The following is a 13,993-nucleotide window of genomic DNA, read 5'->3' as shown; positions in this document are numbered from 1 at the left end:
ACGTGGCGATGAACCTCAATCTTCAGCCCGCCGTCTGGTTCGGACTGTTCTTCACGCCGGTGCTGATTTCGGCCGGTCAGATCCTCTTCAAGCTGACAAGCGCCAAGACCGGGGATGCCAACGCGCAAGGGCTGCTGGCGCTGGCCCTTAACCCGACATTGCTCACCGCCTTGGCCGTCTACGGCATCGGCACGATCATCTGGATCTTCACGATCAAGTCCGTGCCGCTGACGATCGCCTATTCGTTCATGGCGCTCACCTTCTGCATTGTGCCGCTGCTTGCCGCCGTCTTTCTCGGCGAGGCGGTAACGCTGCGCTACGCCCTCGGTGCCGCGCTGATCATCGGCGGCATGATCATCATCAACTCGTAAGGATACCCGGGACCATGATCGTCACCGCCTCCTTCCTTCTCGGCATCATCACATGCGGTCTGCGCTCTGCGCGTGTCTGCGTGCTGGTCGGTGCGGTGCTGCTGGCTTTGGCAGGTGTCAGCGGCAGCTGGGTCGAAGCGGTCGCAGCGATTGGCGCCTATAATATGGGCGTCGCGTTGATGCTATGCGGCGCCATCGCAGTCGGCCTGCAGCGCGACAGCCACTAGCGCCGTGCGCTCAGATGAGCGCACAAAGAATGCTCATCCTTTTCGCTCGAAAAACGCCCTGGTCTCCTCGTCCGCGGGGAAGAAGGATTCGATCAGCACACCCTCCACCAGGGCATCCTGGGTCGAGCCGAAGGTCTGCAGCGTGGTGATGAAGCTCAGCCGCAAGCCGCCGACATCGAGTTCGATCGGCAGAACGGGCAGCCGGTCAGTGTCCGGATGATTCTCGACCGCGCGCGCCACTGCGGGATTGGACGCGGCCTTCTCCAGGCGTTTGCCGAGGCGGCTGCGCGGTCCTTGCAGCCAGGCCTCCGTGCGCACGCGCTGCACGAGATCGGCGGCCGCCGGCTCCCAATTGACGACCAGCTTGCGCACATTGTCATTGCCGAGGAAGGTGTCGAGGAAATTTTCTCCCGGCTGGAACGGAATGTCGGCGGCGACGGCCAGGCTCGCCAGCGCCGGGTTGACCACCAGCAACGTATATTCGTGGTCGAGCACCAGGCCGGGATAGGGATCGTGGCGCGCCAGGATCAGCCTGATGGCATTGGCGACGGCCGGCGGCATGGCGTCCAGGCCCGCGGCCGGCCGTGTCGCCATGCGCGGTCGATAGCCGGCTGCCGAAAACAGCGTCCCCTGGTCGCGGGCCGGGACTTCCAGCACCGAGGCCAACCGCAGGATCATGCCTTCCGACGGTTTCGAGCGGCCGGTTTCGAGGAACGAGAGGTGACGCGCCGAAATGCCGGCGGCGACCGCCAGGTCGAGCTGGCTCATGCGGCGGTGTCCGCGCCACTCCTTCAGATGTTCGCCAAACTGCATGTGTCGTGATTCTCCATTTGCCCGGCAGACTGGCGCGCGTGCCGGGTAAAATCCATTACCTCAGAGGTAATTGGTTTGATGACGTCATCAGCGCAACATCCGGCCATCGACAAACGGATGGAGCCGAAGATGACCCTCTCGAACCGCAGCCCGCTCAACAAGACCTTCCTCGCCGACGGCGCCTTCTCGCTCGTCTCCGGCGCCGCGCTGATCCTCGCAGCAGTGCCGCTGGCTGCACTGGTCAACGCCGCCGCGACGCCCCTCATCACGCCTGTCATGTTGAAGGCGCTGGGTGCCGGTCTGTTGATCTGGGGGATATTCCACCTCTCGGCGGCGCGCAATGGCGGCCCGGTGACGGCTTCGGCGCGCATCAGCATCGCCGGCGACATGCTCTGGCAGGTAGGAAGCTTGGCATTGCTGCTCGCCGCCTATGCCTCCCTTTCCGCCGCCGGCATTGCCCTCGTCGTCATCGGCATGATCGGCGTCGCCGACTTCCTGTTCTTCAAGCTGCGCGGTCTGGCGCAGGAGCGCGGGGCGATCGCCTGACGGATGGTCTCAAGAGATCGCGAAAGGCGTCCGCCGGTCATGCCGGCGGACCTTCTCGTATTCTTCGATCGTCTCAGATGGTCTCCCAGCCATCCTTGGCGCTGGCGCGATAGATCGCGTCGATGAATTTCTGATTGAGACGCGAATTCTCGAGCGTCACCACTTCCTCGTCCTCACCCTTGGCGGCGCGCGAGAAGGCTTCCGCCTGAAGCTTGTACTGGCGGGCATCCTGGAAGCGGAAGAGCTGGGACTGGGCGTGGTTCTGGTTCGTCAATTCCACCTCCTCACGGCCGTAACGATCGGCGTTGAAGGGCGACTTCACCTCGATGAAGCCCTTGTCGCCATGGAAGACCATGACCTGGCGGGCGGCGAGCTGGGTGGAGATATAGAAGCTCAGCTCGAAATCGCCGAAGTCTGCCCGCACGCTCGAATAGATGTCCGTGCCGAATTCCGGATCGCGATCGGTGCTTGCCTGCGCCCGCACCGGCTCCTTGCCGGTGACGAAACGGGTGGTGATCGTCGGGTACACACCGATATCCGGCAGACCGCCGCCGCCGAGCGCTGGAATGTTGCGCATGTTGTTGGGGTCGCGGTTGAAATAGGTGAAGGCGCCCTGGACGTGGCGCAGCCGGCCGATCGCGCCTTCGGCCAGCAGCGAGCGCACCTTGCGCCAGACGGGGCTGTAGGTGACCATGAAGGCTTCGGCGATCACCACGCCATTGCGATCTCGCGCCGCAATCAGCGTATCGATCTCGGAGGCGCGTAGCGCAATCGGCTTTTCGCACAGCACGTGTTTTCCAGCGTCGGCCGCCTTGATTGACCATTCGACGTGCTGCGCCGTCGGGAGCGGAATGTAGACCGCATCGATCACGTCGGACGCCAGCATCTCCTCGTAGGAACCGAAGGCATGCGGTGCGGAGAAGCGATCGGCCATCGCCCGGGCTTTTGCGAAGTCGCGGCTGGCTACAGCCGAAACGACGCAGTTTTCCGCGTCCTGAATGGCCGGCACGACGAGGTCGCGGCCGATCCGGGCCGTGGACAGAATTCCGAAACGTAACATGGTGAAGCTCCCTGATTTTGCGGCCGAGACTAGCGCCGAGGTACGTACCTATCAAGCGATTGATACCGTTCCGGCCGAGATTCGCGTTTCGCAGAAAAAAGCCGGCAGACGGGTGACAATGTCAGCTTTTCTGCCCTATCTTTCCCTTCGCAATCCTCCCGATCGCGATATGCTTTCATCCAGTCCAATGGAGCGAAACCATGGAAAAACTGAGACTTGGCCGTACCGACCTGACAATCGCGCCCCTTGTCTTCGGCGGCAATGTCTTCGGCTGGACCGCCGACGAAAAGACCTCCTTTGCGCTGCTCGACGCCTTTTTCGATGCCGGGTTCAACGCCATCGATACCGCTGATGTCTACTCCTCCTGGGCGCCGGGCAATCAGGGCGGCGAATCCGAAACGATCATCGGCAAATGGCTGAAACAGTCCGGCCGGTCGCGCGACAAGGCCGTCATCGTCACCAAGGTCGGCTCCGAACTCGGGCCCGACCGCAAGGGGCTTTCGCGCCGCTGGATCCTGCAGGCGGTCGAGGATTCGCTGCAGCGGCTGCAGACCGACCATATCGATCTCTATCTCTCCCATTGGCCCGATCCGGAAACGCCCTACGAGGAGACGCTGACGGCCTACGACCAGTTGCTGACCGAGGGCAAGGTCCGGGCCATCGGCGCCTCCAACCTGAACTCGCTGCAACTGCGCGAGGCGCTCGACGTATCCGCAAACCAGGGCCTGCCGCGCTATCAGGTGTTGCAGCCGGAATACAATCTCTACGACCGCGACGCGTTCGAAGGGCCGCTGCGCGATCTCTGCATTGCCGAGGAGATCGGCGTCATCAGCTATTTCGGGCTGGCGCGCGGCTTTCTCTCGGGAAAGTACCGGACGCACAAGGACCTCGAAGGCTCGGCACGCGGCAGCGGCGTCGAGAAATATCTTGACGGGCGCGGCATGCGCATCCTCGGCGTGCTCGACGACATCGCCGCCGACACCGGAGCGACCCAGGCGGAAATCGCGCTCGCCTGGATCCGGACGCGCAAGGGCGTCACGGCGCCGATCGCCAGCGCGACCAGCCTCGCGCAGTTGGAGAGCCTCATTCGTTCTGCCGCACTGGAGCTGTCGGATGAAGCGATCCGAAAGCTCAACGATGTGGGCGAATGACGGGAGCAAAACCAACCCGATGGCATTGACGACACGCGCTGCGACAGCCGGCGACGAGGCGGACTGGCGCCGCCTCTGGGCCGGCTATGTCGCCTTTTCCGGCACCGATCTCGCCGGGGACATCATCGACCTCACCTGGAAGAGGCTGACCGATCCCTCGACGCCGCTTTTCGCGCGCTTGGCGATCCTCGACGAAAAGACGGTGGGCTTTGCCATCTGCCAGGAGCAGCTCGCCACCTTCTTCCGGCAACCGATCTGCTACATCGAGGATCTCTATGTCGATCCCGCCGCACGCGGCCAGGGCGTGGCACGGGCAATGATCGACGATCTCATCGCGCATTGTCAGGAGAAAGGCTGGGACCGGCTCTACTGGTACACCGAGGCCGACAATGCCATGGCGCGGCGGCTCTACGACCGCTACTCCGGGACCGACGAGCACGTGCGCTACAAGGTCAATTTCGGCACGTTCCTCAAATCCGGAAATCCGGCATAGGCCTCCGCATGGCTACCGGCCTGATTTGCCATGCCGGCCTTCGTCAGCAGCCCGCGCGGTTGGATAAAACTCGATATCCGACGCGCCGGCCGCTCGTGCCACTGGATGTTGAAGGCCCATAACTTCGGGAAAAAGCAAAGCGAGGCATAGGGCAGATGGTCGTGGATCCACCAGGCGATCGACTGCCAGCCGCCGATATCGCCGCGGCGATCCCAGACCCAGGGGATGACGATGCAGGCGCTGGCGCCGATGCATCCGTCGGCATCGCGCATGTCCCAGATATGGTCGGCGGCCGAAGCGGCATTGGTCGAGCAGTTGAGACCATTGGCATTGCCGAAGCCGTTGACGGCGCGGTTGCGGTAGCCTGAGCGAATGACGAGGCGACCGAAGGTCGCCTCTAGCGGCTCCAGCAGCTCCTCGCAGAGGCGGCGCCCGGCCTCGATCGCGAGATCCGGATCGTCAGGAATGTTCGGGATGCGATAGAAATCGGCGATCTCCGAATGCAGAAAGTCGCGGAAGAAGAAATTCCTGGACAACCGTACCCGGCCGAGATCTTCGAGACCCTTCATCGAACCGGGCTTCTTCATCGTTTTCCTTTCTCATCCGAACAAACGGAGTGCGAGACCAATGGCATTCCAAATCCGGCCCAACGGCGCCACCCAATTCCACACCGCGGCTATCTGTGCCGGAAGAAATCGATGAAGGCGCGCAGTGCCGGCCGCATCTGCCTGCGGCTTGGATAATAAAGATAGGGGCCGGCATAGGGTGCGCACCAGTCTTCCATGACACGCTCCAGCCGTCCTTCGGCGATCGCCGTTTCCACCCGCGACAGGAAGAGATAGGCAAGCCCGGCGCCGCCCATCGCCGCCTTGATGATCGGCCGGTCCTCGCCGAGGATCAGCGGGCCCTCGACCGATACCGTCAGCTCCTCGCCGCCCTTCTCGAACTCCCAGCGATAAAGCGTGCCGTTGGAGAAGCGTCGGCGGATGCAACGATGCTCCGCCAGGTCGCGCGGATGCTGCGGCCGCCCGTGGCGCTCGAAGTAGTCGGGCGAAGCGACGACGGCGCTTTCCAACTCAGGCCCAACTTTGACGGCGATCATATCGGCTTCCAGGCTTTCGCCGAGCCTGATGCCAGCGTCGTAGCCTTCTTCGACAATATTGGTGAAGCCATCCTCATTGGCGATTTCCAGGACGATCTCCGGATAGAGGTTCAGGAACGCGCCGAGCCTTGGCGCGACGATCAGATCTGCTGCAAACCGCGGCGCCGTGATGCGCAGATTGCCTGCGGGACGCTCGCGGGCGTCCGCGGCCGCTTCCAACGCATGGGCGATCTCGTCCAGCGCCGGTGCCAGCCTTTCGAGCAGCCGGCGACCCTCCTCGGTCGGCGCGACGCTCCGTGTGGTGCGCGCCAGCAGGCGAATCCCAAGGCTCGCCTCGAGGCTGCCGACGGCGTGGCTGACGGACGACGGCGCCACGCCGAGTTCTCGGGCGGCCCCGCGAAAACTGCCATGGGCGGCAACGGCGGCCAATACCGCGAGTTGAGAAAGCTGCGTTCTGTTCATTGATCGAAATAATAGAACAGCCCGTGAGAATTAACAGTGATTTTCAGCCGCCGCGTATGGCCCTATTCTTCAATCGTCGCCAACGTCTGGACGAAGCGAGGAGCTCGTCTGCGATGGCAACGAGGAACCGTCGCCCGCCATTCAGGCGCATCGGCGGTGTCCAGCCACCAATTCATGCCTCGGACGATAGACGCGCCCTCCCAGCGCGTTCGTTCCGACGCGTGACAGCCAGACAAAGGAAACGACATGAAGACCCGCAAACTCGGGAACGACCTTACCGTCTCCACCATCGGCCTCGGCTGCATGGGCATGAGTTTCGCCTATGGCGCAGCCGATGAGGCGGAATCGATACGCACCCTTCACCGCGCCGTCGACCTCGGCATCACCTTCTTCGACACGGCCGAAGTCTATGGTCCTTTCGAAAACGAGAAACTGCTCGGCAAGGCGCTCGGTTCCATGCGCGACAAGGTGACGATCGCCACCAAATTCGGCTTCCGCATCGAAGCCGGGGTGCCGGCGGCCCAGGCGATCAAGGGCGTCGACGGACGGCCGGAGCACGCGAAGGCGGTGGCCGAAGCCTCGCTCAAGCGGCTCGGAACCGATGTCATCGATCTCTATTACCAGCATCGTGTCGACCCGGAGGTTCCGATCGAGGATACCGTCGGCGCCATGGCCGAATTGGTGCGCGAGGGCAAGGTGCGGGCCCTCGGTCTTTCCGAAGCGAGTGCCGCCACCATCCGTCGGGCCCACAAGGTTCATCCGATCGCCGCTGTCCAAAGCGAGTATTCTCTGTGGTCGCGTGACCCGGAAGCGGACGTGCTCGCCACCTGCCGCGAACTCGGCATCGGCTTCGTGCCCTACAGCCCGCTCGGGCGCGGCATGCTGACCGGCGCGCTGCGCAAGGCCGATGATCTGGAAGCCGACGATTTCCGGCGCTCGCTGCCGCGTTTCCAGGCGGAGAATTTCGACGCCAACGTCCGGCTGGTCGAAACGCTTCAAGCGCTGGCTGAGGAAAAAGGCGTGACCGCGGCTCAACTCGCGCTCGCCTGGGTCATCAACCAGAGTGATTTCATCGTGCCTATCCCGGGCGCCCGCAAGCTCGACCATCTGGAGCAGAATGCGGCCGCGGCAGGCATCCCGCTCAGTGCTGAGGAATCCAGCCGCCTCGCCGAAGCGCTGTCGCCGGCACTTGTCGCCGGCAATCGCTACACGGACGCCTCGCTGGCGCTCACCAACCGTTGACCTTGAGCGTTTCCAGGAGAAACGGAGTCTTGGAAACGCTCTATCTCTGTGTTTTCACCGCATTTCCTGACGGAAAACCGCTTCGCACTTTTCCTGGAAATGCTCCATTTCTCCCCGTCTTCCGCAGATGGCGGGGAGATTTCCCATCGAAATTCACGCCGGACGCACTACCTCTCAACCAACGGCAACAAATCCGGAGGAGCGGGAATGTCCGACGAGCAGGCGATTAGCGCGGTGGTGCACCTCTATGTCGACGGCATGGCCTTTGCCAACGAGGGCGCGCTGCGCAAGGCGTTTCACCCCGATGCGGCGATTATCGGCAACTACAAGGGCGCGCTCGAATGGACGACGCGCGACGGCTTCATCAAGACGATCATCGAGACGGGTGCAGCCCCCCCTGGAACCCAGCCGGAGATGGACGTGCAGAAGATCGATATCACCGGTGACACTGCAACCGTGAGGGTGGTCGACAGTTTCGCCGGCGAACGCTATTCCGATCATCTGTCGCTGGTGAAGATCGACGGGCGCTGGGTGATCGTCAACAAGGTCTTCCATCAGCACGCGTGATGACGGCACCCCCAGAGAAACCCGAGCCGACGGGCAGGCTCATCGGCATCGACCATATCCAGCTTGCCATGCCGGCGGGTGCCGAACCGGCGGCACGCGGCTTCTACAGCGGTCTCCTCGGCCTCTCGGAGGTGAGCAAGCCGGCCAATCTTCTCGCGCGTGGCGGCTGCTGGTTCGAACAGGGCAGCATCCGCCTGCATCTCGGCATCGACCAAGACTTCAGGCCGGCACGCAAGGCCCACCCGGCCTTTCTCGTCGACAATCTCGACCGCCTGACGCTGCGGCTCGAAGCGGCCGGTGTGACGATCGCCCAGGACGAGCCGCTTGCCGGCTACCGCAGATGTTATGTCCACGATCCCTTCGGAAACCGCATCGAACTGATGCAGCGCGTGGATTGAACCGCAAAACGAAAAGGGCCGCTGGATCGCAGCGGCCCTTTCGATTGATACGTGCTTGAGCCGGTTACGCCCGCAGAACGCCGCCCGTCGACTTCGTCACATTGGCGACGATCTTGGCGGTGAGCGCTTCAAAATCCTCGTCGGTCAGCGTGCGCTCGACCGGCTGGATGGTGACCTCGATGGCGATCGACTTCTTGCCTTCGTCAAGCGAAGCGCCCTCGAAGACGTCGAAGACGCTGACGCCGGTGACCAGCTTGCGGTCGGCGCCGGAAGCGGCGCGCAGGATGGCGCCGGCCTCGACCGCCTTGTCGACGACGAAGGCGAAGTCGCGCTTGACCGCCTGGAACGGCGAGAGATCGAGCGCCGGCTTGGTGCGGGTCGCCTTCTTCTTCGGTTCGGGCATGGCGTCGACATAGATCTCGAAGCCGCAAAGCGCGCCGGAGACGTCGAGCGCTTCCAGCGTCTTCGGATGGAACTCGCCGAAGGTGCCGAGAACGATCTTCGGGCCGAGCTTGATCGTGCCGGAGCGGCCGGGATGGTACCAGGCGGGACCGCCCGGCTCGAACTGGACGTTGCCCATCGCCACGCCGCAGGCTTCAAGCACGGCAATCGCATCAGCCTTGGCGTCGAAAACGTCGACCGGCTTGCCACCGCCCTTGGCCGCGTTCGACCAGAGACGGCCGGCGCCGTTCAGCGCGGCCGTGCCGCGGCGGATGCCGCCGGCAACGCGGCGCTGCGCGTCCGGCGTATCGCCTTCATAGGTGCCCGAGACCTCGAAGATCGCAACGTCGCCAAAACCCTTGTCGGCATTGCGCTGGGCGGCCGTCAGCAGGCCCGGCAGCAGCGACGGGCGCATGTCCGACATGTCCGAGGCGATCGGATTGGCGAGCTTCAGCGCCGGCGCGCCGCCGCCGAAGAGCTTTGCCTGATCCTCGGAGATGAACGACCAGGTGACCGCTTCCAGCATCCCGCGGCTTGCAAGCGTACGCTTGGCAAGGCGCGTGCGGATCTGCAGCGTCGTCAGGATCTTGCCGTTGACCGTGCCATGGCTCGGCAGCGGGGCCGCAACGATGTTGTCGACGCCGTGGATGCGCATGACCTCTTCGACAAGATCGGCCTTGCCGTCGACATCCGGGCGCCAGGACGGAACCGAAACCTTGAAGCGTTCACCCGAGCCTTCAACACCGAAGCCGAGCTTCCTCAGGATCGAGATGCTCTCCTCGGAGGAAACCTCGAGACCGGTCAGGCGCTTCACCTCGGAAACCGGGAAATCGACGATCTTTGGCTGATAGCCGGCATAGCCGACCACTTCCGCCTTGGCGGCCTTGCCACCGCAGAACTCGAGCACGAGCTCGGTGGTGCGCTCAAGGCCGGGCACCATGTATTCCGGGTCGACACCACGCTCGAAACGGTAACGCGCATCGGTGATGATGCCGAGCGTGCGGCCGGTCTTGGCGATGTTCATCGGATCCCAGAGCGCCGATTCGATCAGCACGTCGGTGGTGTTCTCGTCGCAGCCGGAATGCTCGCCGCCCATGACGCCGCCGATCGATTCGATCGCCTTTTCGTCCGATATGACGACGTTGTTGGGGCCGAGCTTGTATTCGCGCTGGTCGAGCGCCAGCACCGTCTCGCCGTCCCTGGCGCGGCGGACCGTCAGGTTGCCCTTGACCTTGGCGGCGTCGAAGACGTGCATCGGTCGGCCCTGGTCGAAGGTCATGTAGTTGGTGATGTCGACCAAAGCGTTGATCGGGCGAAGGCCGATCGCCAGCAGCCGCTGCTGCATCCACTTCGGCGACGGGCCGTTCTTGACGCCGCGCACGAGCCGCAACGAGAAGCCGGGGCACAAGTGCCTGTCTTCGCCGAGGTCGAGCGTCAGCTTCACCGGCGTTTCGCCTTCGACGGCGAAGGAGGGCGCAGGCCGTGCTTTCAGCGTGCCGAGGCCGGAGGCCGCGAGGTCACGGGCAATGCCGTAGACACTGGTGCAGTCCGGGCGGTTCGGCGTCAGGTTGATCTCGATCATCGGATCGTCGAGACCGGCATAGGCGGCGTAGCTCGTACCGACCGGCGCGTCAGCCGGCAGGTCGATGATGCCGTTGTGATCCTCGGAGATCTGCAGTTCCTTTTCCGAGCACATCATGCCGCGGCTTTCGACACCGCGGATGGTGCCGACGGCGAGCGTCACGTCGATGCCGGGCACGTAGGTGCCGGGAGCGGCAAAGGCGCCGACGAGGCCGGTGCGCGCATTCGGCGCGCCGCAGACGACCTGGATCGGGGCGCCCGAGCCGGTGTCGACCATCAGTACGCGGAGTTTGTCGGCATTCGGATGCTGCTCGGCCCAGACCACCTTGGCGATGACGAAGGGCTTGAAGGCGGCCTTGTCGTCGACGTCCTCGACCTCGAGCCCGATCATCGTCAGCCGCGCGCAGATCTCTTCCAGCGAAGCGTCGGTATCAAGGTGGTCCTTGAGCCAGGAAAGCGTGAATTTCATGATTTCACCTGTGTCCTAGAGCATTTTGCAGTCAGGTGGCATCACCTGACGTCGCACAAATGCGGCAAAACAAAAAGAAGGAGCGGAAGCGCGAACGAATGTGAGCGCATCCGCTCTGATCAGCTGCGCGATCAGGCCGACAGACCGCCGAACAGCGTCGGCATGTCCAGCGGGCGGAAGCCATAATGGGTCATCCAGCGAACGTCGGCATTGAAGAAGTCACGCAGGTCAGGCATGCCGTATTTCAGCATGGCGATGCGGTCGAGGCCCATGCCCCACGCAAAACCCTGATACTCGTCCGGATCGAGCCCGCCGGAGCGCAGCACGTTCGGATGCACCATGCCGCAGCCGAGTATTTCCATCCAGTCGGTGCCCTCGCCGAACTTGACGATCGGGCCGGAGCGGTCGCACTGGATATCGACCTCGAAGGACGGCTCGGTGAAAGGGAAGAACGACGGACGGAAGCGCATCGTCACCTGGTCGACCTCGAAGAAGGCCTTGCAGAACTCTTCCAGAACCCAGCGCATGTTGGCGACGTTCGCCGCCTTGTCGATCACCAGGCCTTCGACCTGGTGGAACATCGGCGAATGGGTCGCGTCGGAGTCCTGACGGTAGGTCTTGCCGGGGATGATGATGCGGATCGGCGGCTGCTGCGCTTCCATGGTGCGGATCTGCACCGGCGAGGTGTGCGTGCGCAGCACCTTGCGGTCGCCCTTCTCATCCGGATTGAAGAAGAAGGTGTCGTGCATCTCGCGGGCCGGGTGGCCCTCCGGGAAATTCAGCGCCGTGAAGTTGTAGTAGTCGGTCTCGATATCCGGACCTTCGGCAATCGAGAAACCCATGTCGCCGAAGATCGCGGTGATCTCGTCGACGATCTGGCTGATCGGATGAATGCGGCCGCGCTCGGCGGGCGACGAGCGGACCGGCAGGCTGATGTCGACCGTCTCTCGCGCCAGGCGCTCGGCGATCGCCTGATCCTTCAGCGCCGACTTGCGGGCGGCGATCGCGTCGGCGACCGTGGTCTTCAGCGCGTTGATCTGCGCACCGCGGGTCTGGCGCTCTTCCGGCGTCATGGTGCCCAGCGTCTTCAGGAGCTCGGAGATCGAGCCCTTCTTGCCGAGCGCATTGACGCGCACGGCCTCGATCGATCCCTCATCGCCTGCGGCATCGATGTCCGCCAGCAGTATCCGTTCCAGTGTTTCCAGTTCGCTCATTCTGTCCTGCCTCGATGCGGGAATGGGTTCGGTTCTATATCGGCTCAAGTCTTCAGGAATGTGATCGCGCCGCGGTCGCAAAGAATGCCAGTGCAAAGACGCAGGGACGACGAAGCCGGAGGCCCGGCTGAAGCGTCGTCGGAAGGTGGAACCGGGGCAGTTCCTTTCGATCGTCTCGCACGTTCATCTCGCGAAATAAGAAAAACCCGCGCTAGCCCTGCCAGCGCGGGTTTCCCAACGAATTTTAAGTACGGTTTTGGGAAAACGCTGGCTTAACGGACAGCGCTTTCAAACTCGTTTGTCGTGCCGGCTTCCTTGAGGTAGGCAAGCGCCTTCTTGGAAGCTTCGACGAGGGCGCCGAATGCTGCCGGCTCATGGATAGCCATGTCGGACAGAACCTTGCGGTCGACTTCGATGCCAGCCTTGTTCAGGCCGTCGATGAAGCGGCCGTAGGTCAGGCCGAATTCGCGGACGGCAGCGTTGATGCGCTGGATCCAGAGAGCGCGGAAGTTGCGCTTGTTGACCTTGCGGTCGCGGTAAGCGAACTGCTTCGAACGATCAACCGCAGCCTTCGCAGCGCGGATGGTGTTCTTGCGGCGGCCGTAGAAGCCCTTGGCTGCCTTGAGTGTCTTCTTGTGCTTGGCGTGAGCGGTTACGCCGCGTTTTACACGTGCCATGTCATGATCTCCTTAACGTGTCCAAAATGCCTGAAAGTCTTAGAGACCGTTGGGCAGGTAGTTCTTGATGACCTTCTTGCCATCAGGCTCCGCGAGAACCATGGTTCCACGTGCGTCGCGGATGAACTTGTTGGAACGCTTGATCATGCCGTGGCGCTTGCCAGCAGCTGCTGCACGAACCTTGCCAGTAGCGGTGATCTTGAACCGCTTCTTGGCAGACGATTTCGTCTTCATCTTGGGCATTTTGCTACTCCATTTTTCTTAAGAATTCGAAACGGACAGACGAGGTCCATTTCCAGCGTTAAGAACGGCCACGGCATGCCCTGCCGGACCGTTCGGACGGGGGCTTATAACCGCACATGCCGAAAAGCGCAACTGGGGAATCGAAGATGGCGCTGCAAGCGGTGGCCGAACGCTTCCCCATACATCTCTAGCACGTTCGTCAGCGCATGCTCTAGGCGGGAGCGCGATCTGCGGCGGCCGCCGCCGGCCTCGAAGAAAAAAGCCGCCCGGAAGGCGGCTTTCATCAATTTGGTCTTACGACTGACGGCAGCGGCGGCTTAGCGCGGCGCCAGAACCATCATCATCTGGCGGCCTTCGAGCTTCGGCTCGGCCTCCACCTTGGCGATCGCCTGGGTATCATCCTTGACCTGGAGCAGAAGCTTCATGCCCAGTTCCTGGTGGGCCATTTCGCGGCCGCGGAACTTCAGCGTGACCTTGACCTTGTCGCCGTCCTCGAAGAACCGGTTCATCGCCTTCATCTTCACGTCATAGTCATGCGTGTCGATGTTCGGGCGCATCTTGATTTCTTTGATTTCGACGATCTTCTGCTTCTTGCGCGCTTCGGCCGCCTTCTTCTGGTTGGCGTATTTCAGCTTGCCAAGATCCAGAATCTTGCACACCGGCGGTTCGGAGTTCGGTGCGATCTCTACCAGATCAAGACCTGCTTCTTCCGCCATGCGGAGCGCCTGGTCGATCGGGACGGCACCGATATTCTGGCCTTCGGCATCGATAAGCTGAACCCGGGGCACCCGGATTTCCTTGTTTGAGCGCGGTCCCTCCTTGACGGGGGCGTCCGTTTTGAACGGTCTGCGAATGGTCGTACTCTCCTCGAGCTATTTCCGAAATGTTGTTTAATTCGTTCGCCGGCGCGATCACAAACGAAGCGCCTGAATCTGT

At 62.7% G+C, this 13,993-nt stretch carries 17 protein-coding genes; 8 read left to right on the top strand and 9 right to left on the bottom strand.

From position 1 onward, the window contains the following. Positions 1 to 8 precede the first annotated feature (8 nt). Positions 9 to 371, top strand: coding sequence for a hypothetical protein (locus ACTJKM_RS14990; protein WP_057247882.1), 363 nt, complete (start codon positions 9 to 11; stop codon positions 369 to 371). 14 nt (positions 372 to 385) lie between these two features. After that, positions 386 to 598, top strand: a complete 213-nt coding sequence (locus ACTJKM_RS14985) for a hypothetical protein (protein ID WP_058324556.1) — start codon at positions 386 to 388, stop codon at positions 596 to 598. 33 nt (positions 599 to 631) lie between these two features. Here ACTJKM_RS14985 and ACTJKM_RS14980 read toward each other — a convergent pair whose 3' ends face one another. Continuing rightward, positions 632 to 1,411, bottom strand: coding sequence for a helix-turn-helix domain-containing protein (locus ACTJKM_RS14980; RefSeq protein WP_058324555.1), 780 nt, complete (start codon positions 1,409 to 1,411; stop codon positions 632 to 634). A gap of 129 nt (positions 1,412 to 1,540) precedes the next feature. Between ACTJKM_RS14980 and ACTJKM_RS14975 the strand changes: the two genes are divergently transcribed. Then, a complete protein-coding gene (locus ACTJKM_RS14975; RefSeq protein ID WP_245296030.1) occupies positions 1,541 to 1,957 on the top strand; it encodes a hypothetical protein in 417 nt (138 codons plus the stop codon). A 73-nt stretch (positions 1,958 to 2,030) separates the two neighbouring features. Here the strand turns inward: ACTJKM_RS14975 and ACTJKM_RS14970 are convergent, their stop codons facing one another. Next, positions 2,031 to 3,017, bottom strand: a complete 987-nt coding sequence (locus ACTJKM_RS14970) for a Gfo/Idh/MocA family protein (protein WP_058326224.1) — start codon at positions 3,015 to 3,017, stop codon at positions 2,031 to 2,033. 200 nt (positions 3,018 to 3,217) lie between these two features. Here ACTJKM_RS14970 and ACTJKM_RS14965 point away from each other — a divergent pair, with 200 nt between their 5' ends. After that, positions 3,218 to 4,168, top strand: coding sequence for an aldo/keto reductase (locus tag ACTJKM_RS14965; protein ID WP_058326223.1), 951 nt, complete (start codon positions 3,218 to 3,220; stop codon positions 4,166 to 4,168). A gap of 19 nt (positions 4,169 to 4,187) precedes the next feature. Further along, the gene (locus ACTJKM_RS14960) at positions 4,188 to 4,661 is read left to right on the top strand and encodes a GNAT family N-acetyltransferase (RefSeq protein WP_058324627.1); all 474 of its coding nucleotides are present in this window, start codon (positions 4,188 to 4,190) and stop codon (positions 4,659 to 4,661) included. Here ACTJKM_RS14960 and ACTJKM_RS14955 read toward each other — a convergent pair. Continuing rightward, positions 4,613 to 5,248: a hypothetical protein gene (locus ACTJKM_RS14955; RefSeq protein ID WP_057247876.1), complete on the bottom strand. Its 636-nt coding sequence runs from the start codon at positions 5,246 to 5,248 to the stop codon at positions 4,613 to 4,615. The two genes, ACTJKM_RS14960 and ACTJKM_RS14955, sit on opposite strands and share 49 nt — an antisense overlap. Before the next feature lie 89 nt (positions 5,249 to 5,337). Next, on the bottom strand, positions 5,338 to 6,225 hold the full coding sequence (locus ACTJKM_RS14950) for a LysR family transcriptional regulator (RefSeq protein WP_058326222.1): 888 nt from the start codon (positions 6,223 to 6,225) through the stop codon (positions 5,338 to 5,340). Between the two features lie 246 nt (positions 6,226 to 6,471). Here ACTJKM_RS14950 and ACTJKM_RS14945 point away from each other — a divergent pair, with 246 nt between their 5' ends. From ACTJKM_RS14945 to ACTJKM_RS14935, 3 genes are all read left to right on the top strand, one after another. Then, positions 6,472 to 7,467: an aldo/keto reductase gene (locus ACTJKM_RS14945; RefSeq protein ID WP_057247874.1), complete on the top strand. Its 996-nt coding sequence runs from the start codon at positions 6,472 to 6,474 to the stop codon at positions 7,465 to 7,467. 207 nt (positions 7,468 to 7,674) lie between these two features. Beyond that, entirely contained in the window at positions 7,675 to 8,034 is a 360-nt protein-coding gene (locus tag ACTJKM_RS14940; RefSeq protein ID WP_057247873.1) for a nuclear transport factor 2 family protein, read from the top strand. Continuing rightward, positions 8,034 to 8,432: a VOC family protein gene (locus ACTJKM_RS14935; RefSeq protein ID WP_058326220.1), complete on the top strand. Its 399-nt coding sequence runs from the start codon at positions 8,034 to 8,036 to the stop codon at positions 8,430 to 8,432. Before ACTJKM_RS14940 ends, ACTJKM_RS14935 begins: the two co-directional genes overlap by 1 nt. Positions 8,433 to 8,496: 64 nt before the next feature. On the opposite strand, the gene pheT is transcribed toward ACTJKM_RS14935, so the two are convergent. From pheT to infC, 5 genes are all read right to left on the bottom strand, one after another. Beyond that, complete coding sequence (gene pheT / locus ACTJKM_RS14930) at positions 8,497 to 10,923, bottom strand: phenylalanine--tRNA ligase subunit beta (protein WP_440660551.1); 2,427 nt, start codon at positions 10,921 to 10,923, stop codon at positions 8,497 to 8,499. Positions 10,924 to 11,054: 131 nt separating this feature from the next. Next, positions 11,055 to 12,137, bottom strand: coding sequence for a phenylalanine--tRNA ligase subunit alpha (gene pheS / locus ACTJKM_RS14925; RefSeq protein WP_057247870.1), 1,083 nt, complete (start codon positions 12,135 to 12,137; stop codon positions 11,055 to 11,057). 272 nt (positions 12,138 to 12,409) lie between these two features. Beyond that, a complete protein-coding gene (gene rplT, locus ACTJKM_RS14920; RefSeq protein ID WP_025425551.1) occupies positions 12,410 to 12,814 on the bottom strand; it encodes a 50S ribosomal protein L20 in 405 nt (134 codons plus the stop codon). Between the two features lie 39 nt (positions 12,815 to 12,853). Then, entirely contained in the window at positions 12,854 to 13,057 is a 204-nt protein-coding gene (rpmI, locus tag ACTJKM_RS14915) for a 50S ribosomal protein L35 (RefSeq protein WP_025425550.1), read from the bottom strand. 317 nt (positions 13,058 to 13,374) lie between these two features. Further along, positions 13,375 to 13,911 (bottom strand): translation initiation factor IF-3, encoded by a 537-nt coding sequence (gene infC / locus ACTJKM_RS14910; protein ID WP_057247869.1) that lies wholly within the window; start codon positions 13,909 to 13,911, stop codon positions 13,375 to 13,377. Between the last annotated feature and the right edge of the window lie 82 nt (positions 13,912 to 13,993).

The sequence above is a fragment of the Ensifer sp. 22460 genome (genome assembly GCF_052044935.1).
Lineage (GTDB): Bacteria > Pseudomonadota > Alphaproteobacteria > Rhizobiales > Rhizobiaceae > Ensifer.
Note: the sequence above shows the minus strand (reverse complement) of the source record. Positions and strands in the feature narration are given on the sequence as shown.